Raw genomic sequence first — 18,080 nt, 5'->3', positions numbered from 1 at the left:
ACGGAGTTTAGGTTTAACCACCGGCATGAAGATTTAGGTAAAATATTAATGAAGATGCTTCGAAATAACCCAATTTAATATTTTTGCTTCCTAAGCCCCTAGGGAATTACGGAAGGTAAAGTCAAACTCTGCATATTGGCCATATTACATATTCCAAGAGTTCATTGCGGAGCAAAAGTATTCGAAATCGACGAAGTCGGCGTATTTGTCGAAGCTGAACCAATTTGGACTGATTTTGGTGGATTTAGGCTATAAACACCAAGATGAGACATTGGTAAGTCTGCAAGTTTTTAAAAAGACACTTGTTGAGTATCACAAGCTATTGTTAAAAACGACAGGTAGAAACGGTGTTATCAATCCGAGCCTAAATTTATATGTTTCGGCTTGGAATATGTTTGGAAGATGGTATGCTACTTCACATTCTCAGCACAGTTACTGCTTCTCAGCATGCAGAACCTTTAAAGTGCATCCTAAGCTTCCGTGTATGATACAGCTTGATAAGTTGATATGGCTTGAGCCTGAGGATTTGGAGTGTTATCAGGCAATGAGGCAGTGGTGCATAATCGATTTATTCTGCACAGCAGCATTGCGAGTGAACGAACTGGTTGGAATACGGGTTCGTCATGTTGATTTTGTTGGCCAATCTATTGTATTGGATGAGCGGTTTCTAAACCCACGACGGATCTATTTAGATAAAAAATCCATTGAGTATTTGGGAATCTATATACGTTTATTGAGCCAAAGAATAGGGCCTTCACTTTTCTCCGATGAGACATACCTATTTGCAGGTAAAAGAGGGCATATGTTATCTGCGAATGAGTTATACAGAATTACTTATTCACTTACCTCTCAAGTTTTTGGATTTCATATCAAACCTCATATGCTGAGGTCTGCTTGTGGGAGGAGGTTGTTTTTCAAATGTCGTGATGCCCGTCTCACTCAAGAATTCATGGGGTATAAATCGGTTGAAACCATCCAAAAGTATTATGCGGTTGATTTGGAGAGACTTATCGAATCACTCCGGCTTCATCCACGTTATTCAGTCAAACCAAAAATAGGAAAGAGGCCGTCTGAATAGTATTCAGGTGACCTTTCCATTTTATTGTTAAAGGTATTTTTCAGATATTTCGCTTGAAGGAATACCATATAGGCGCTGCTTGATATAGGGACTAAAAGCCAATAAGGAGACAGTACAATCGGGCTACACAAATAAAATAAGATACTGAGCCAGATGATGCCGCTGCGCCAATATTTTGCTCGATGGTAAATGCCGGCGCTTTCGCGCGAAGCATTCTCTTGCCGAATCCGTCGCATGACGAGGCCGTCTATCAGAGCCAAAATATAGAGAAGAGCAGCCAAGCCGATAAATAGGCAAATATTCCCGATGCGTATCGAAATAACCTGTAGGGTCTTATCAAAATGTTTGAGCAAGTCCAGTCGAGGAATCAGGTAATTTTTGAACCGATAGCCGAAATCTGATTCAGATTGCGCAGCCAAGGCTTTGTTTACTTGGGTCCACTCGAAGAAGACTGTGCTTAAGGTACGATAGGATGTTCTGGAAACAGTGATGTTCAGTTTTTCAGACGGCCTATCCTGCCACAGTATTGGCTGATTATGATTGATGTGCTCCAAACGCGCTAATTCTTGCTCTAATAAATCGGGAGTTTGCAGATAGTTTTGTGTTACAAGAGAAAGCCCAAAAATAATCAATACAATCAGAAATACCGTGTAAATTGCTTTAAATGGTGAAAGCAGAAATTTCAAAGGCAGCGAGTTCATGTACCAGCCGCTAGATTTAGCCGACATAGGATACCCCCTCTACAAATGCCTCCTCATCAGTGGATGGTGAGCTTAAACGGTAGGATGCACGCATCGCGACAGCGATATCAGTGATATGACTTGGAATAAGTTTGGCCTCATCAGGGTCTGTTTTGGGTAGTGGGAGCCGGAGTTTATAAAGTTGCCCGCCCTCAATCAATGCAAATGCCTGCCCTTTGGGCAATTGCGTTAAATCTGCAACCGTGAGCATCGGTACGGTTTCAGAGCCAATCCGATCTTCATTTCCACTACCGAAATCCTCATGGCTATCGGGGAAAGCCACATCATTTGCTCTGGAGACCAACGTGCTGGTCATGACTTTGACTTCAGGCAGCTGATTGGTCAGCATTTCGGCTGTTTCGGCCGTCTTGACGCGCAACATAATCATGGTATTAAGGTTACCGCCAATTTGGCTCGCTTTGGCAGGAGAACCTATTTTTGCCTCCACGTCTTTCCATGTTTGGGTATAAACGGTGACCTGATAACCTGCGCCGCCTGCTTTGTTCAGCAACGGGATAAATTCATCACCAATCAGTTCGTTAAATTCATCTGCATGGATAGCAATCTTGCGTTTGCCTGTAGTGCCGCTTTGGCCAAAGCCATGGCCATGTTTGTAGATTTGCCCAGCCAGTGATGTAAGGTCTGCAAACATGGCATTGCCAACTGCACCGGCTACCTCTGCATCAGAGAGTGAATCTAAGCCGATATAAACCACAGCGTTGCTTTCAATTACTTTGCGCCAGTCCATAATCGGGCGGGGATCCAGCAAGTCGGTGGTATCCGGGCTAATCAGTTTGGCGACATCGCCGGTTGTCAGTTTTTCCAGGAGCGGGTAGAGCGAGCTGACAAGTTTTTCAAAGTAGGAGCGGTCATTGGATAAAATGCCGCCTAAGGCATCAATCAAAGGTTCATTGTGCTGTTTTGCTTTCAGGAACGAACCCAGTTTGATGGTGTCCAGATTACGACCGGTTTTAACGGCCGTTTTCGCTTCCGATTCCGGCAATGAGAAATCATTAAATTCATTCAGCCATCCGGGATAATTTTTATCTAAAATCAAGCGGAAATAATCCCCGGCCAGCTGATCGACGTTGGCGGCAGCTTTATAGATGTTTTCGTAATTCGGTTTGATGGAGAGTCCTTCCATCGTTTTGGTTAAAACGTTTACGAAACGCCATACAAAGTCTCTAAAGGCGGCGGATTGGCCTTCGCTGGGCAGTTGGTTGGCAATACGGGTGGCTACCTCGGTGATACGGCCATAGTCGCTGATGGGGTTGTAGCGGCAACTGTGTTCAGGGAATCCGAGATGAAACATATAGAAAGGCCGGCCTGCTTTTTGGGCTTCCACATACATGCGAATCATTAAATCCGCATCACCCTTGGGGTCAAATGCGATGGTGACATCGCCCCGGGCAATGTCTTGAACCAGCATGGTCTCGCAAAGTCGGGTTTTACCGACTCGTGTCGTACCCAAGACGACTTTGTGGCCGACACGCTCACCTAAGTCTTCCCAAATATCGTGCTCATCGATTTCGATACCGTGTAGTTCTGGCGATCCACCGACAGGCGGCAATGGCGCAACAGGATTCCACCAAGCATTTTGGCGGGTGAATCGTGTCAGCCAATTTGTCCCAGGTGTTTCAATTTCATATTTTCTGGCCATGCGATATAGCGCAGATGGCTTGAGTAAATGCTGATTTTCCGGCTGACGTACCATAAAAAGACGTTGTGTATGGGTTTGCGTCCATCGGAATCCCTTACCGAGGTACAGAGCCTTGTCTGATACTGGGATTTCATCTGCAGTAAGTGCATAGTAAGGCAGATTTCTGATGTTTTTGCGGTATTTCATAATCCGCTTTGCCGCAAAAGCCCGTTTGCATGCTAAACCGCCACAAAACAGCATCCCCCCATAAGTAACTGGGTGCGGCATAGGTAAGGCTGCCAAAACGGCTGTTGCTGAGGTATATGCGGCTACGCTGACCCATTCGTATGGGGCGCGATAAATGTTTTCAGGATATTGCGCAGTACTCATTCTTTCTCCAAATTCAACAGGTTTGCATCATTTTCTAATGCGATTTCGGTATTGTTGGCTGGCCTGGAGCTAGGCTGGATAATATGTTTGATATTGTGTTCAGGAATCAGGTAACAATAAAACAGACGTTTATTGCTGCCATTGGTCGTCATTGTGCGGAATAAGGCGCTTCGCTTGGTACGCTCATGCAAACGTAGTGCTTCAAATCCTTTTTGAGCAAGAGGACCGAAGCTCTCGGTGTCGGCCTTGTTGAATACCCCGCCGGCGTAGTCTCTAAAAATCACAGGAGAAACCAATAGCATCCCTCGGTCGATAAAATGGACAGGAGATCCAGGTTGATTGGTAGAGATTGTTCCGTCGGCTAACCCGTTACCGAGCCAATGGATAAACTGGATGCCCCTTTGCCGTGCTTCCAGTTTCTTTTCCTCTATCGCAGGAATGGCGGTTTCGGTTTTCTCCGATTTTGAACGAAGTTCATGCTCTGCCATACTGCCCTCGAGTTCGATTATGTCCTTGGTTGCAGGAATGGTTTCCAAGGTAGGCGTTTTGGCAATCTTTACAGGTCTTGGCGTGCTGTTAGGTACGGATTGCCGGTCATGGATGATTTCCCGAATCCCTGCTTGTGCTGTGTCTTCTTGGGGCAGGTGAGATGAATCTGCATTTTTCGGCACGGAGACTGCGTCAGGCTGTTCAGTAGTAAACAACTGATTCAGTAAGGCTCTGCTGGATTGCTTTTTGGCCTTCGGCTCGTTTTTCTCCTTACTCGGAGAAGTTGAAGGTACTGCCTTGGCTATCTGAATAGTATTGGGGGCAGGGGTATCTTCTACGATGGAAACCTCACTCTTGTCCGATAGTGTTGGGGGATTAACTGGGGCAGATTCCGCTTGTTCACTATCTAGACTCTCAGTTTTTTGTTCTGGGATTAAGTCAAATTTAGACAGTAAGCCGTCTATACCTGAAGCAGCTTCCTGGCGACCGGTATGATTTTGGATGGCCGGCTCAGATAGATTGGCAGGCAACGTTTCAACGTCCACTTTAGCTTCCTCCTCTGCAATGGGTACTTCTTTCTCACTGAGGAAGTTGAAAGGAGGGTGTGTCCGTTGAGCATTTTTTTCTGACTCTTCCCGAGCTGACGGTTTTTCTGTCTCATTGGGGGCATCTGCTTGGACAGGTTTGCCTGCCAGCACCTTCAGACGGCCTTTAAATTCTTCAGGGAATTTCCCATCTGGATAAAGAATGGCTGCTTTGAAGCATAGAACACTAAAGTTGGTCGAAATTTGTTGGCCATCACCACGGGTAAAACACACTTCGATATTGGATACGGCTTTATATGGGTCTGAAGCTGGGATGATTGCGCCATATTCATATAGGGTATCGAAAATGCGCTGGTTATCTGAAGGAAATGATGGTGCGGCCCGATGCTGGTTCGCTCTCAGATATTGGCGGACATAATCGGGGACATTTTTGGCCATGATGTAAATCAAGTCGTCTTTGCGGAACAAATCGCCGCCGGCGGCGATGGCCACGCTGAAATAGGCACCACGATCGGCCAACATTTCCCGGAGTGTTTCCATAAGGGTTTCAATCAATGGAGTACGTTTTGCAGATGCAAAACGTTGCCGGCTGCCTGATTTGAGATCACGAGAAACGGAAGTCATGTCAGAACGGGTAATGATTTCCTGTAAAGGGCTTCCGTTTTTTTGTCCACTTAAGTAATTACGCAGTTCAATCATCAAATTAGGGTCAGTTTCTGCAATCCATCTGCGGACGTGTGCGGGAACCAGGCTTTGAAAAAATGCCCACGCAATTTCAGCGTGTGTACTGTAATTGGATTTAGTTTCAGGAAAATTGACACGATAGTATTTCCGACCACTGTCGGCCATCGATCCTGTATCAGGCAGCCATACGGTTTTATTCTGGTCGGCTGCATCTGCATACAGTTCGATTTCAAAACCGGTCATCGTTTTACCTACATCATGCAGTATGGCGGCGCACATGATGCCGTAACGCCATACTGCGGTTTTTCTGGCGATATCTTCGGTTTTTGCATTGGGTGGCCAAGATTGTGATGTCGACGCAATGAGTGCCAAGCAGGCAACGTCAAGGGTGTGTTTGGCCAAGCCGCCATCACCAGCATGGTGATGTGATTCAGATGCAGGGAGACGCTGTACAAATTCAATATAGCGATGGAGAAATGGTAGGGCATCTTTATGCCAGTTTTCGTTAGATAGACCCAGATTATTTTTAATGTTGGCAATTAACGGAGATAGGTCGAGCGTGTTAATCAATTGCTCTGCATTCAGCACCAGAAACCGATCGCCGCTGATTTGGGGCCAATCGGTTTCTGGTGCTGAAGCTTCATCCTGGCTATTGGATTGATTTCTCAGTAAATAGGCAACAGATAATGCTCCTGCGGAAAGGGAGCAAATAAGTAACGTCTCAAGCAGCATCGTTATTTGGAGCAGGTTGAAAGTTTAGTAAGGTTTCCAGCCAAGCTTTAACTGAAGCAGCATCAGTATGTGGTTCATCCACAATCAGCTGGTTCGGGGATTTCATATTGTGCCGGAGAATAAATTGAGTCAGGGTTTCCTGAGTGGAATCCCACATATCGGAACCATATTGGGCTCGAAAGAACAGCAGTTCAAAATCCTGAGCCAGAATATTCAATAAATCTTGATCGGTTGCAGATGGATGGACATCGGACAGAAGTTGTACCAGTTTTTCAACCAAGAAAGAGGCGGTATTACTTTCCTCGTCTTCAAATGTCATCAGTTCTAAAAAGCCATCAGCTCGGCTTATCCAATAGACTAACAAACCATTCCAGCCTGCATGGATATTTTCGAATTTTGAGAGCGTAGCTAATAAAACTCGGAAATCAGTCTCATTCATATCATTGTGAGTAGTTGCATTAAGAGAATTTATTCATATATCCAAAAATAAAATTCTTGTCAAAAATCTAATTAAATTCGGATTTTTTATTTAGATTTGTCACAATAATTCTGAAATAAGATATAATCCAAGCCCTTTTGAAAAACAGGTGCTTACAGATTATCTGTAAGCACCTGTTTTACCTTTAAGATTTTCCATTGCCTTTGTGTCTTTAAAATTACCCATTAAAGCTTTCAATTACCCTTAAGGCTTTTATAAAAAAAGACTGTGTGCGTTTTTTAAGCACACAGTCTTTTTGGCTTTTGGGTAAGAGCCTTTACCCTTACGAGTCTTATTTATTTCATGGGCTTGCGTATGGGATATTCTTAATTTCACTGGGTAAATCTTTCATTATACCATCTATTTTTATAATTTGTTAAATCTAAATAAATTCAACTTTTTTATTTAGATTTAACAAATTTATTTTTTTGTGTACGAAAATTAACGCTCGCAAACGAGGCAGCAAAGACATGAGATTAAGGATCTTATTTTTACGAATCGTTTTGCCAGTAACAGTTTTGTTGATTTCAGGACAAGTTCATGCCCATTGCTATCGGGAAGCCGGGCAGCGTTACCGGATAGACCCGACACTCCTGAGAGCCATTGCTTATACGGAAAGCTCGCTGAATCCGGATGTTGAAAGCCATACATCGGATATCGGCTTGATGGGTATCAATCGCTCATGGTTGCCGATACTCAAAACAAAATTCGGCTTAAACGAAGCAGATGTATGGAATCCGTGTACCAACATCCACATCGGGGCATGGATATTGGCCAATAACTACCGGCAGTTCGGTAAAAACTGGAATGCGGTCGGTGCCTATAACGCGGCATGCAAAAAACTGAAAGGTTATGAATGCCAAAAAGCCCGTACTGCCTATAGCAATAAGGTATATCGAAATTGGGAACGATTAAAAAATCAGCCGTTTTAGCAGTCTCTCTGTTTGGTCTCTCTGCCTGTGCGGTTTTTTCTCAGGTAGAGGAGAGCATGTCTGCCGAAGGCCATCAACTGACGGAGTATACGGTAAAGCAGAACGATATCGGCGAGTATGTATTTTGTAAAAATAATGACTGTCCCGTTTGGGAGCGCAAAGAGTTGGCTGAAACCCCGTTTTCAGACGGCCTGTCCGAATTACGTGACGAGCAGTCGGTGAGGGTGTTTTTCAATTTAGGCAGTGCCAAGCTCGGTGCAGAAGCGCGGGGAACGTTGCAAAACGTCCTGCCTAAATTGCAAAACACCAACGTTATTTACTTGCGCGGCTGGGCGGACAGTATTGGCGGTAAAAATACCAAAATCAACCGCCGTCTGGCCAAACAACGTGCGGAGGCCATCCGGACATGGCTTCGTCAAAACGGTGTCACAGTACATATCAGCACGGCATCGAATCCTGCCTGCTGCAACCGGGATGACACCCGTACGGTAGTCATTACCTGGTAAAAGAATGATCGGACGCAATAGTCGGGCGTTATCGACTGATTTTGTGAGCATATAACATGAAAGCAAAATTCTCTGTATGGAAGCAAAAACAAAACGCTGTTAAAACCATGGCTCTTGCCGCTATGAGCACCCTGGCTGCCAATGCCATGGCTGCACAAACCGGCCAAGAGTTCAACGGTATTTCTACCATGTTGTCCGGCTGGTCAACCGGCGGCCTCGGTCTGACCTTGGCGTTGGCTGCATTCATCATCGGCCTAGCAGTCGGCATGATGAAACAAACCATTATGCCGGCAGTTGTCGGCATCGGCGTGGCTTTGGCAGCAACGCTCGGCCCGGGCATTATCCAAGCCATGTTCACTGCAGTAATCTAATCTGAATCATTTCAGGGCAATAGAAAGAAAAGATATGTTGGATTGTCGGGTACCGGTTTCCATTGATGACCCTAAAAAGGCACTGATTTGGGATTTGGATGTTTTTCTGATTTTCATGTCCGGTATCGGTATCGGCATCATTTCCCGACATTTCATCCTTTCTATTGCCCTGTTTTCTTTTTTAGCCTGGCGTTGGGGTAAGCTGAAATCAGGCAAACATCAGTGGTATTTCCTCCATATTTTGTATTGGTATTTACCGATACAGGAGAAAAACAAACGTATCCCTGACACCCACCAGCGTGAGTTTTTAAAATGAAATCAGAAAATCTGCTCAATGAATTAAGTGCACGTACAGGCATTAAAAACATCATCTGGATGTTCCTTGCCTTGTCAGTACTGACCAATTGTCTACTTGCTTTCGTTCTCGCGACGAAAGGCACCATCGTACAAAACACCTTAACACCTCCGGAGATCCGGAAGACTATGTCTGTCTCCAATGTTGCTTTTTCTAAGGAATATTTGGAGGAGATGGCTCCCTACATGGCTTATCTGCTCTTAAACAGTACGCCTCAAACCGTTGACTATCAAAACAGCAAGCTCTTGTTCTATACCGACTATCAATATAAAGACGCGCTGGAAAAGGAACTGAAAGTCAATGCTATCTGGCTTAAGCGCCATAATGCCAGCACCCACTTCACTCCGGTTTCCGCAGCAGCGGACACCAATGACAATACTGTGAATTTAAAAGGAAAGTTTGAAGTTAAGAAAAGCAACCGTATTGTCGAGACGCGTGACCGGGAATTTCTCATTAAATTCAAAAACAACAACGGCACCATCGTGTTAATCGGCATTGATGAGATTTTCAGCCAAAAGCAAAAAGAAAATCCGCTCAATGCGCCTGAAACCAAAGAACTGATTGAAGAAACCGTCACCATTACCAATACGGTTTCTGATTTTAAAGGTGGCAGTAATGAATAAATTCACCCTGATTTTAACAGCCTTGGCGATCCCATCTTTTGCACTAGCAGAGCAGCGTATCCCGGCAACCGAGCAGATTCCGCATGTCGTAGCGGTATCCAAGCGTGATTTAAGCCGCATTGCAATCGAAGGCGGCCGGATTGCCTCGTGGAAATTCATGGATGGTGATCTGGACATCCAAAAAGACAAGCGTACCGGCCAACTGTTTGTCCGCAGTCTGATCGGCCGACCGACCAATCTTTATATCATCAGCGAAGAGGGCAAAACCTATCTGTTGGTTTTGAAACCGTCTGCCAAACACGGGGACAGCATCATCATTGATGAAGCAAATTCAAAACGCAGTGAGGCTGTCTTGCTCGCTTCTCAAAGCGGTCCTATGCCGGTCACCACCAATTCCAGCGAATATGTACGTGCCATCAAGCAGTTAATGACCTCCATCATGAATGGTAGTGGTGCAGATATGGGGATGCGCCGTAGTCAGACCTACCGCACCATTCCGTTATGGAAAAACACGGTATTCGTGCAAACCGGTCAATATACGGCTGCAGATATGCAGGCCTTCAGTTATACCTTGACCAATACCAGCGCATCCGCGATGGAAATTAAAGAACAGGAATTTTACCGCCCCGGTGTTTATGCAGTTGCGGCCAAAAAGCATGTTTTACAGCCGGGTGAGATGACTGAGGTTTACGTCATCGTGAAACTGGGAGGGGATTGATGCGCGTCAATATTAAAAAACCCAAATTAACCCAGGCCAGAAAACGACAGTTGGCCATTGCCGGACTGTCAGCATCCGTTCTGGCGGGCATCGTCGGCAGTGCCGTTTACGTAATTCAATCCGGCAAAGCCACAAACCAAGCCAGGTTGCAACAGCAGACCAAGCAGCAAATCACGGCTACAGGATTTGCCAGTCCTCAAACCGGCATCGGCGAAAACTCGCTCTGGATGGCGGAAGAGGGAGCCAAAGTTACCGATATGGAACGCAAAATCAGCGAGCTGGAATTAAAACTGGCCCGTCAAGAAGAGGCAAAACAGAACCAACAAAGCAATGCCGGTGGTGCAGCCAACGGGCCCGACGGCTTGGGCAAGCCTGGTAGCATCAGCGGCTTGGGCAATAACGGCCAGTTACCGCCGCCCCCGCCAGCCGGAACACTGCCATCGGGCACGCAAACAGCAGGAATCCCGGGCAATACACCTACCGAACGGAAAATCGTTTCCGGCAATATGAATGACCCAGAGCCGGATGCTGCAGGTTCAACTGGCACGGCGGTTGTTGCCGGACAGGCCAACTCTTCAGGCAACCGCGTATCTGAAAACATGCGTGAAGCAGAGTGGGTGCAGTTCAAGACACCCCGCAAGAACATCGAAACAGTAGAGGACGGCGGCAACAACACCGTCAGTCGAGGCAAGTTTCGGGCGCGAGACTCCTATATACCCAGCGGTACCTTTTTCCGATCTGTGCTGTTGGGCGGAGTGGATGCGCCCACCGGGGGTGAAGCACAAAATGCCAGCCCCCACCCCGTTTTAATGCGCGTGACCGATTTCGCGCAATTACCGAACCGCTTCAAATACAACTTCCGGGAATGCTTTATTACCGGGCAAGCTTACGGCGATATTTCGGCTGAACGTGCCTATATCCGCCTGGATAAATTGAGCTGCGTCGGCACAGATGGCCGCGCAATCGATATGCCGGTGAAAGGTTATGTAGCGGGTGAAGACGGCAAAACAGGCGTTCGAGGCAACTTGGTAACCAAACAAGGACAAGTGCTGGCCAATGCACTGTTTGCAGGTGTACTCAGCGGCTTAGGACAGGGGGTTTCCGATGCCTTCAAGGTCACCAGCGATACGGCCTTTGGCTCAACGACTTCAGTACGCGGCAGCGACCAATACAAAGCAGGGGTAGCCAGCGGCTTGGGCAGTGCAGCCGACCGTCTGGCCCAATACTACATCAAACTGGCAGATAAAGTATTCCCTGTAGTGGAGGTCAATGCAGGACGTGAAGTGGATGTCGTTTTGACCCAAGGCATCGAAATCGATACGAGTGAAACTAAGTAAGGTACAGATATGTTGAAAAAAATCATGGCTGCAGCTGCCGCCATCTGTTTATCGCAAGCCACATTTGCCGATGTCGGTACCGTGGAGAAGAAATTACGTAGCTTATATCCTAAAACAGCATTTAGATCGGTCAAACCGACACCGATGGCCTCCATTTACGAAGTAACGATGGGCGACAACATTGCCTATGTTCAGGAAAACGGCCGCTATTTTATTTTTGGCGCACTGTACGACATGCAGGCTCAGAAAGATTTGACCGAGCTTTCGCGTGCAGTGGTAACGCAGCAGGCTTATGCCGATCTGCCGTTTAAAAACGCTATCAAGATTACTAAGGGCAACGGCGGTAAAGGGAAGCGCGAGTTTGTTATTTTTTCCGATCCGGATTGCCCGTTCTGCCGCCGCCTCGAAGAGACCCTGGCAGGCATGACTGATTACACGGTCTACGTTTTCCTGTTTCCGATTAAGTCCTTGCATCCTGAAGCGGTTGCCAAAGCAGAGCATATTTGGTGTGCGAAGGACAAGAAAAAAGCTTGGCACGATTATGTTCTGATGAATCAGGAACCTGCAGTGAAAACCTGTAAAAACCCGGTTGCAGACAATATTGCGTTGGCTGACCGTCTGAAGATACGCGGTACCCCGACCATGATTCACAAGGACGGCCGCCGCACATCGGGGGCTATGCCGCGTGCCCAATTTGAAAAATGGTTGAACGGAGGTTGAACATGAAGCACATCGTATTGGCCGGCCTGTTATTGGCCTTGGGCGGCTGTTCAACCCTCTCCATGTCCGGGTACGGTGGAACGGAACAATTCCGCTGTGGTAACGATTTCGGGCAAGGCGGCGAACCGTACTGTAACTCCATTTCGGAAAACTACGATGCCTCAATAGCCGGCCTGCTTAACAATACCGATATGGCTAAACGAGCAGGGCAACCCTACAGCGAACAGGGTGTACGAACCCTGATGAACACGCCCGGATACGCTTCAGGCACGCCGGTTCGTTCTCAAAACGAGATTGCCCGGATTTGGATTGCCCCATATTTGGATTCAGACGGCGACTTGGTCGATCAAAACTTCACTTATGTGGTACTCAATCAGGGTAAATGGCTGATTGAACACAACCAGCAAAACATTATGGACGAATACCGTCCGGTTCGGTTGCTGGGCGGCCGTCCCGAAGCTCAGAAAAATACCGGCAATACTGCCGGCAGCGGTACAACAGGAAACGACAGGGTGCCGGATGTCGGTGTCAGCCTGAATCTGAAAGACTTAGGCGGAGCGACACCCGCAGCCAATCAGTAGAAAGGTTACAAAATGGGGATGTTTGGCAAGTTCAAACACTGGCTGGCCGGCTCGGATGATGTCGATGCCCTGATGGAGGCTATGCACAACAACCCGGCCGACCCGGCTTTCGAGCACTTGAGCGATTATCTGAACTACGGTGCTTACGACCCGACAACCGAGTTGTTCCTGCTTAAAACAGGTTCGGATAACAAGCCTTTGGGTATGGGATTTACCATTGAGCTGAATCCGTTTCTGGGCGCAGACGACGACCTGGTCGGTAAGCTGGGCAATCTTTATGCCTTGCTGCCCGAAAAAACACCGATACAGGTACAGATTTTCGGATCCCCGGATTTGCGCGACTTTTTGAAAGCCTATGAAACCATACAGAGCAGCCGGGCAGAAGACGATCCGATGCAGCCTGTTTTCCAGACTTTGGCTCAGAAACGCACCGAATATTGGCGCAAAGGCACTCAGGAGTTGCTGGTTAAAAATTCTACCGTCCGGCTGCGCACCTTACGCTGTATTTTGAGCGTCAATTTGGATATCTCTCCTGACAATCCAGCTGAGGTTTCACGTGCTGTCTCATTGCTGGGCCGTATGCGCGATTCGCTGCGTTCGCTGCAAATTTACGATCGCACTTGGACACCGGTTGATTTAAAGGAATGGTGCAGCCTGATGCTCAATCCGAACCGGATGTTTATCGACCTGACCAAGGAGCTTGATCCGGTTTGGGATGAAACCCGTTTTCTGAACGAGCAGATGGTCGAAACACGAACTTCCCTCAAGGTTATGGACAATGGCTCCGGTTTGCGCTTCGGACACAGAGACAATGAAGACTGTGTCATTGCCCGCTGTTATTCCGTCAACCTCTACCCTGAAGAATTCCATTTGGCAGGAATGGGCGCACTGATCGGCGATGCAGTGGACAGCAATATGAGTTACACCTCGCCGTTTTTGATTTCGATGACCATGTTCAAAGAAGAATACGATGTGGCTCAGAATACCATCACGTTGAAAGCCGCGCGTGCCACTCAGACGGCCGAGTCCAAAATGGCAGCCGTGATGCCGCAGGCCATCAAGCAAAAGCGGGACTACGATGTCTGCCTGAGTGCCTTCGGCAAAGGGGGCGGCGGCACCGTCAAGCTGATGCACCAAGTCGTGCTGTGGGAGCGTCCGCAAAACATCAATCTGGCCGAAAGCCAGGCGGAAAGTATCTGGAAATCAGAAGGCTTCGGCCTGTATCGCGACCAATATCTGCAACTGGGATCCTACCTGACCGCGCTGCCCATGGCCACTGACAAAGAAGTGGTGAAGTACCTGAACAGCAAAAAACGCTGGCATACCAAAACCATGACCAATGCCATCTGTATGTCCCCGATTATCGGTGAATGGCACGGCTTGGGCGAGCCGGTTATCGGACTGTTCGGCCGACGCGGCCAGGCAATGGGCATCGACCTGTTCGCCAATCCGGCCGGCAACTATAACTTTGCCATCATCGGCGCTTCCGGGTCGGGCAAATCGTTCTTCGCCAACGAAATTGTCCGCAACTATATGGGGTTGGGCACGCAAATTTGGATTATCGATGTTGGCCGCTCTTACGAAAAGTTCTGTCAGATGATTGGCGGGCAATACATTGAGTTCACCTACGAAGCCAAACTTTGTTTTCCGCCGTTCCAAATGGTTACAGAGATTCACGAAGACATCGAGTTGCTGAAGCTGATTTTCTGTCTGATGGCTTCTCCCTCTGATTCATTGACGGAGCAGCAGGAAGCCAAGTTGCAGCGGATTATCGAAGAGGTATGGTACGAGCACCGTCAGGAAGGCACTGTGGATCATGTGATGGAACGTTGCCTCAACTGTTTGATTACAGGTACCGATGAAAACGGGGTCCCTGGAGAGCGCGATTTGGCCATGGTTGCAGTGGCCGACCAACTTTATGCCTACTCCAGCCAAGGCATCTACGGCCAATACTTCAACGGCACATTGAATGTTGAATTCACCAATGACTTGGTGGTGCTCGAGTTGGAGGAGCTGAAAACCAAACCGGATCTGCAGCAAATCATCATGCAGATGATTATGTACCGCATTATGCAGGCCATGTACCTGTCCCGCAGCCAGTACAAAATCATGATGATTGACGAGGCATGGGCATTACTTGGCGACACCGGCTCAGCCGCCCGTTTCATCGAGGAAGGTTACCGCCGTGTCCGTAAATACAAGGGAGCCTGTGGGACGCTGACCCAAGGTGCCAATGACTATTACAAGACCAAAGCAGCCGAAGCAGCTTTGGAGAATGCAGACTTTGTCTTCCACATGCGTACCGGTGCTAAATCCTTGAAGACGATAGAAGAAAAAGAGCCGTTCGAAGTGAACAGCGGGGTGATGAAAATTTTACGCAGTCTGTCCAAAACCGACTATTACAGCGAAATTTTCATTTCCACGCCGATAGGTTACGGTGTCGGCCGTCTGTACTCGGACCCGTTTAACGCACTGGCTTCCAGTTCCAAAGCGGATGACGTAGAAGCGGTGGACCTTTACCGTCGCGAAGGCTTGAATATGGCACAGGCAATTGAAAGCGTGTTGGCCGACCGCAGCAAATACCACTGAAGGAAAAAATCATGACACAGCAAGATAAGCAGAACAGGCCGTCTGAAACTGCCTCAGTAGCAGAAAAACAGCAACAGCATGTTCCAATGAACTCCGGAGCCGGCGCAGAGGAAACCGAGAGCATTTCCCTGGTGCAAATCTTGATCGGGCTGATGGCTGCTACAGCATTCGGGTTGAGTCTTTGGAATACTTTCAAGCCGTCTGAAAAAAGTATCCATATCATCGATCTGGCCGGTATCTCAATGAATTACCAACAGCAGGCACGCAACCAAGGGCTGCAGGACGGTATTACCGAGCAGCAGCGCAGTGCGATTCTGGCCAACTACCAAGCCAAAATGAACACGCTGCAACAGGTCATCGAAGAAAAAGTCCGTGAGTGCGGTTGCAATATTTTTGTCAAATCTGCCTTGGTCGGCCGTTATGAAAATGTAATCGACCTGACCGGTGACGTGATGGCCGAATTGGACAAGCGTATCCCGGCCTCTGCTGTTGTGACCTCTCCCAACCAACCCCAGACAGGCTCAATTCCAACGGTTACACCGCCTCAAACGCTGCCGGATGAAGGGAAGGGTACTGCGGTCAATCCACAGTAAAACGGATAGGATGGCAAATGAAGAAAGTCGACACTAAAGAGTACCTCAAAAATCTATATATTGTATTTTCCTTGCGTTATGCGTCGATTTTTCTACTACTGGTAGTAATTTTCCTCGCATGGAGCAAATACTTCGGTTTTGCTGTCAATGCTTCGCATTCTTTGCCGCATACACTCTATCTGATTCAGAAAAGCCGCAACCATCTGGCCGATCTGAAGCAGGGCGATTATGTAGCCTACGCTTGGCAAGGTGAGTTCTACCCTGTCGGTACGCAAATGGTGAAGCGGGTGGCCGGGTTGCCCGGCGATACGGTTAGCCGCTCCGGGCGTGAGTTTTTCGTCAATGGCACCGCAGTCGGGCGCGCCAAAGAATTCTCTTTGAAAGGTGCACCCCTGGAGGCCTCTTCCTTTGAGGGCCGCATCCCCAAACGCTTTATGTGGGTTGCGGCCGACCATCAAGACAGCTTGGACAGCCGTTACGAAATGGCCGGACTGATTCATGCAGGACAGATTATCGGCAAAGCCATCCCGATTTTTTAAGGATACGCTATGAAACTTAAAAAAGCACTCATTGTGTCAGCTGGCTTACTTGTTCTATCCGCACTGGGAGCCGGTTCCTTAATTGCGGCCAACAACAACAGCAATTTTTCCGAAAAAATCGGCCCGACTTATCCGATTGCAGAGAAACACGCAATCCGTGAGATTCAGACCCGCCTGAAAGAGCGCCAGGACAGCGGAGAATTGGAACGTATGCAGCGCGAAGTTCAAGAACGTATCAACCGCTCCGCGCTGAATCTGGCTCCCGTAGAAGGCTTGGAAACAGCTGAAAAATCATCTGTGCGTTATTTCGAACCGTCCTACACACTGCCGGAAAACATTTACGACCACGAAAACCGCATCATTGCCACGGCCGGCACGGTAATCAAGCCGTTGGAAGTGGCACCAATCCCGTTCAAAATGTTCTTTTTCGACGGCCGCGAACCGGCACAAGTCGATTTGGCAGCCAAGCTAGCCAAAGAACACGGTGAGGCCTTTATGCCGATTCTGACGGCAGGCGACTGGTATGAGCTCTCTGCCCGAATGAATCAGGCCGTCTATTACGACCAGCAAGGCAAGATGAGTCGCAGTTTTCAGTTGAGTGAAGTCCCCAGTCTGGTATCTCAAGAAGGCCAGCGCCTGCGTATTGAGGCAATGAAACCATGATTCGATACATAATCCGCACTCTGACAGCCTTGGCCGCCATCGTTTCACTGGCAACGGCTTCTGCGGCCGATGCCGGTACCGACATCGGTAATCCCGGCAATAAATTGGTCTGTCAGGGAAAATTCCTTAATCCGATAACCGATATCTGCTGGAGCTGTATGTTCCCGATTACGATTGGCGGAAACATCAAGCTGAATAACAACAATCAGGAAGACAACAGCTCAACCCCAGGTGACTGGTTTTGTGCCTGCGACAAACCGAGTAGGGCAGGGGTAACGGTTTCGTTTTGGGAGCCCACCCATTTGGTTGAGGTGGTTCGTACTCCGTTCTGTATGGTCAGCCTCGGCGGTATTTCGCTTAAAGGGCAAACCACAGATGCAAGCCAAACAACCAGTCAGGCACAGGATGCCAACTGGCTGCAAAAACTGTTTGGCGGCGCGCACAAGCGCGGCCGTCAGGAAAACAATGCCAGCCACAATGCCTTTTATCAGGTGCACTGGTATCGCAACCCGGTGATCTTACATTCGCCTAACAAGTGCAATTTCCAATAACAGAAAAGGCCAGTATGCGGTAGTATACTGCCTTTCCTGACAAGAAAGATTGCAATATGGCCTACACACAACTGACCTCACACCAAAGATACTACATTTCCAGACATTACCGCAACCTACCCCTAAACCAAATCGCACAGAACATCGGTTGTCATCCCGCCACCGTCAGTCGGGAAATCAGACGGCATTCCGTCAACGGAACCTACTGTTACCGAAAAGCACAACAG

Annotated in this window: 20 protein-coding genes and 1 pseudogene; 17 read left to right on the top strand and 4 right to left on the bottom strand. The window is 47.9% G+C overall.

Annotated features, from left to right (window positions below; genetic code table 11):
- Positions 1-78: pseudogene (locus CRG49_RS08875) on the top strand (IS1595 family transposase); the annotation flags it as partial.
- Between the two features lie 127 nt (positions 79-205).
- Positions 206-1,078, top strand: a complete 873-nt coding sequence (gene xerC, locus CRG49_RS08870; protein WP_095502565.1) for a tyrosine recombinase XerC — start codon at positions 206-208, stop codon at positions 1,076-1,078.
- Here xerC and CRG49_RS08865 read toward each other — a convergent pair.
- From CRG49_RS08865 to CRG49_RS08850, 4 genes are read right to left on the bottom strand one after another with little or no spacing between them, the layout of a single operon-like run.
- A complete protein-coding gene (locus tag CRG49_RS08865) occupies positions 1,036-1,806 on the bottom strand; it encodes a DUF4400 domain-containing protein (protein ID WP_095502564.1) in 771 nt (256 codons plus the stop codon). The genes xerC and CRG49_RS08865 overlap by 43 nt on opposite strands.
- Complete coding sequence (gene traD, locus CRG49_RS08860; protein ID WP_095502563.1) at positions 1,796-3,847, bottom strand: type IV conjugative transfer system coupling protein TraD; 2,052 nt, start codon at positions 3,845-3,847, stop codon at positions 1,796-1,798. Before traD ends, CRG49_RS08865 begins: the two co-directional genes overlap by 11 nt.
- Complete coding sequence (mobH, locus tag CRG49_RS08855; RefSeq protein ID WP_095502562.1) at positions 3,844-6,297, bottom strand: MobH family relaxase; 2,454 nt, start codon at positions 6,295-6,297, stop codon at positions 3,844-3,846. Before mobH ends, traD begins: the two co-directional genes overlap by 4 nt.
- A complete protein-coding gene (locus CRG49_RS08850) occupies positions 6,287-6,736 on the bottom strand; it encodes a hypothetical protein (RefSeq protein ID WP_095502561.1) in 450 nt (149 codons plus the stop codon). Before CRG49_RS08850 ends, mobH begins: the two co-directional genes overlap by 11 nt.
- A 509-nt stretch (positions 6,737-7,245) precedes the next feature.
- Here CRG49_RS08850 and CRG49_RS08845 point away from each other — a divergent pair.
- From CRG49_RS08845 to CRG49_RS13895, 15 genes are all read left to right on the top strand, one after another.
- Positions 7,246-7,707 carry a lytic transglycosylase domain-containing protein gene (locus CRG49_RS08845; RefSeq protein WP_095502560.1) on the top strand — a complete coding sequence of 154 codons (462 nt, stop codon included), beginning with the start codon at positions 7,246-7,248 and terminating at the stop codon, positions 7,705-7,707.
- Positions 7,677-8,213 (top strand): OmpA family protein, encoded by a 537-nt coding sequence (locus tag CRG49_RS08840; protein ID WP_095502559.1) that lies wholly within the window; start codon positions 7,677-7,679, stop codon positions 8,211-8,213. Before CRG49_RS08845 ends, CRG49_RS08840 begins: the two co-directional genes overlap by 31 nt.
- Positions 8,214-8,335: 122 nt before the next feature.
- Complete coding sequence (gene traA, locus CRG49_RS08835) at positions 8,336-8,584, top strand: TraA family conjugative transfer protein (RefSeq protein WP_232727249.1); 249 nt, start codon at positions 8,336-8,338, stop codon at positions 8,582-8,584.
- A 34-nt stretch (positions 8,585-8,618) separates the two neighbouring features.
- Positions 8,619-8,900, top strand: a complete 282-nt coding sequence (traL, locus tag CRG49_RS08830) for a type IV conjugative transfer system protein TraL (protein ID WP_095502558.1) — start codon at positions 8,619-8,621, stop codon at positions 8,898-8,900.
- Positions 8,897-9,562, top strand: coding sequence for a TraE/TraK family type IV conjugative transfer system protein (locus CRG49_RS08825; protein WP_095502557.1), 666 nt, complete (start codon positions 8,897-8,899; stop codon positions 9,560-9,562). The genes traL and CRG49_RS08825 overlap by 4 nt, the downstream gene beginning before the upstream one ends.
- Positions 9,555-10,280, top strand: a complete 726-nt coding sequence (locus CRG49_RS08820) for a type-F conjugative transfer system secretin TraK (RefSeq protein WP_095502556.1) — start codon at positions 9,555-9,557, stop codon at positions 10,278-10,280. Before CRG49_RS08825 ends, CRG49_RS08820 begins: the two co-directional genes overlap by 8 nt.
- A complete protein-coding gene (locus CRG49_RS08815; RefSeq protein ID WP_095502555.1) occupies positions 10,280-11,617 on the top strand; it encodes a TrbI/VirB10 family protein in 1,338 nt (445 codons plus the stop codon). Before CRG49_RS08820 ends, CRG49_RS08815 begins: the two co-directional genes overlap by 1 nt.
- A 9-nt stretch (positions 11,618-11,626) precedes the next feature.
- A complete protein-coding gene (locus CRG49_RS08810) occupies positions 11,627-12,337 on the top strand; it encodes a DsbC family protein (RefSeq protein ID WP_095502554.1) in 711 nt (236 codons plus the stop codon).
- 2 nt (positions 12,338-12,339) lie between these two features.
- Positions 12,340-12,918, top strand: a complete 579-nt coding sequence (gene traV / locus CRG49_RS08805; protein WP_154143370.1) for a type IV conjugative transfer system lipoprotein TraV — start codon at positions 12,340-12,342, stop codon at positions 12,916-12,918.
- Between the two features lie 12 nt (positions 12,919-12,930).
- Positions 12,931-15,507, top strand: coding sequence for a type IV secretion system protein TraC (traC, locus tag CRG49_RS08800; RefSeq protein WP_095502552.1), 2,577 nt, complete (start codon positions 12,931-12,933; stop codon positions 15,505-15,507).
- 11 nt (positions 15,508-15,518) lie between these two features.
- Positions 15,519-16,100, top strand: coding sequence for a hypothetical protein (locus CRG49_RS08795; RefSeq protein WP_095502551.1), 582 nt, complete (start codon positions 15,519-15,521; stop codon positions 16,098-16,100).
- 17 nt (positions 16,101-16,117) lie between these two features.
- Complete coding sequence (gene lepB, locus CRG49_RS08790) at positions 16,118-16,639, top strand: signal peptidase I (RefSeq protein ID WP_095502550.1); 522 nt, start codon at positions 16,118-16,120, stop codon at positions 16,637-16,639.
- 9 nt (positions 16,640-16,648) lie between these two features.
- Complete coding sequence (locus tag CRG49_RS08785) at positions 16,649-17,302, top strand: conjugal transfer protein TraW (RefSeq protein WP_095502549.1); 654 nt, start codon at positions 16,649-16,651, stop codon at positions 17,300-17,302.
- Complete coding sequence (locus tag CRG49_RS08780) at positions 17,299-17,853, top strand: TraU family protein (RefSeq protein WP_095502548.1); 555 nt, start codon at positions 17,299-17,301, stop codon at positions 17,851-17,853. Before CRG49_RS08785 ends, CRG49_RS08780 begins: the two co-directional genes overlap by 4 nt.
- A 56-nt stretch (positions 17,854-17,909) precedes the next feature.
- On the top strand, positions 17,910-18,080 hold a 171-nt coding region (locus tag CRG49_RS13895; protein WP_157807888.1), incomplete at its 3' end, for a helix-turn-helix domain-containing protein.

The sequence above is a fragment of the Neisseria sp. N95_16 genome, assembly GCF_002551535.2.
Lineage (GTDB): Bacteria > Pseudomonadota > Gammaproteobacteria > Burkholderiales > Neisseriaceae > Neisseria > Neisseria brasiliensis.
The sequence above is the reverse complement of the archived record's forward strand: the minus strand, read 5'-3'. Positions and strand labels throughout refer to the sequence as shown.

Excerpts from the sequence above, each read along its gene's own strand:
- CRG49_RS08780 (WP_095502548.1), top strand. The coding sequence starts at position 17,299 with ATGATTCGATACATAATCCGCACTCTGACAGCCTTGGCCGCCATCGTT.
- traD (WP_095502563.1), bottom strand. The coding sequence starts at position 3,847 with ATGAGTACTGCGCAATATCCTGAAAACATTTATCGCGCCCCATACGAA.
- lepB (WP_095502550.1), top strand. The coding sequence starts at position 16,118 with ATGAAGAAAGTCGACACTAAAGAGTACCTCAAAAATCTATATATTGTA.
- CRG49_RS08815 (WP_095502555.1), top strand. The coding sequence starts at position 10,280 with ATGCGCGTCAATATTAAAAAACCCAAATTAACCCAGGCCAGAAAACGA.
- mobH (WP_095502562.1), bottom strand. The coding sequence starts at position 6,297 with ATGCTGCTTGAGACGTTACTTATTTGCTCCCTTTCCGCAGGAGCATTA.
- traL (WP_095502558.1), top strand. The coding sequence starts at position 8,619 with ATGTTGGATTGTCGGGTACCGGTTTCCATTGATGACCCTAAAAAGGCA.
- traC (WP_095502552.1), top strand. The coding sequence starts at position 12,931 with ATGGGGATGTTTGGCAAGTTCAAACACTGGCTGGCCGGCTCGGATGAT.
- CRG49_RS08785 (WP_095502549.1), top strand. The coding sequence starts at position 16,649 with ATGAAACTTAAAAAAGCACTCATTGTGTCAGCTGGCTTACTTGTTCTA.
- CRG49_RS08865 (WP_095502564.1), bottom strand. The coding sequence starts at position 1,806 with ATGTCGGCTAAATCTAGCGGCTGGTACATGAACTCGCTGCCTTTGAAA.
- CRG49_RS08810 (WP_095502554.1), top strand. The coding sequence starts at position 11,627 with ATGTTGAAAAAAATCATGGCTGCAGCTGCCGCCATCTGTTTATCGCAA.
- CRG49_RS08795 (WP_095502551.1), top strand. The coding sequence starts at position 15,519 with ATGACACAGCAAGATAAGCAGAACAGGCCGTCTGAAACTGCCTCAGTA.
- traV (WP_154143370.1), top strand. The coding sequence starts at position 12,340 with ATGAAGCACATCGTATTGGCCGGCCTGTTATTGGCCTTGGGCGGCTGT.
- CRG49_RS08820 (WP_095502556.1), top strand. The coding sequence starts at position 9,555 with ATGAATAAATTCACCCTGATTTTAACAGCCTTGGCGATCCCATCTTTT.
- traA (WP_232727249.1), top strand. The coding sequence starts at position 8,336 with ATGAGCACCCTGGCTGCCAATGCCATGGCTGCACAAACCGGCCAAGAG.
- CRG49_RS08845 (WP_095502560.1), top strand. The coding sequence starts at position 7,246 with ATGAGATTAAGGATCTTATTTTTACGAATCGTTTTGCCAGTAACAGTT.
- CRG49_RS08850 (WP_095502561.1), bottom strand. The coding sequence starts at position 6,736 with ATGAATGAGACTGATTTCCGAGTTTTATTAGCTACGCTCTCAAAATTC.
- CRG49_RS08825 (WP_095502557.1), top strand. The coding sequence starts at position 8,897 with ATGAAATCAGAAAATCTGCTCAATGAATTAAGTGCACGTACAGGCATT.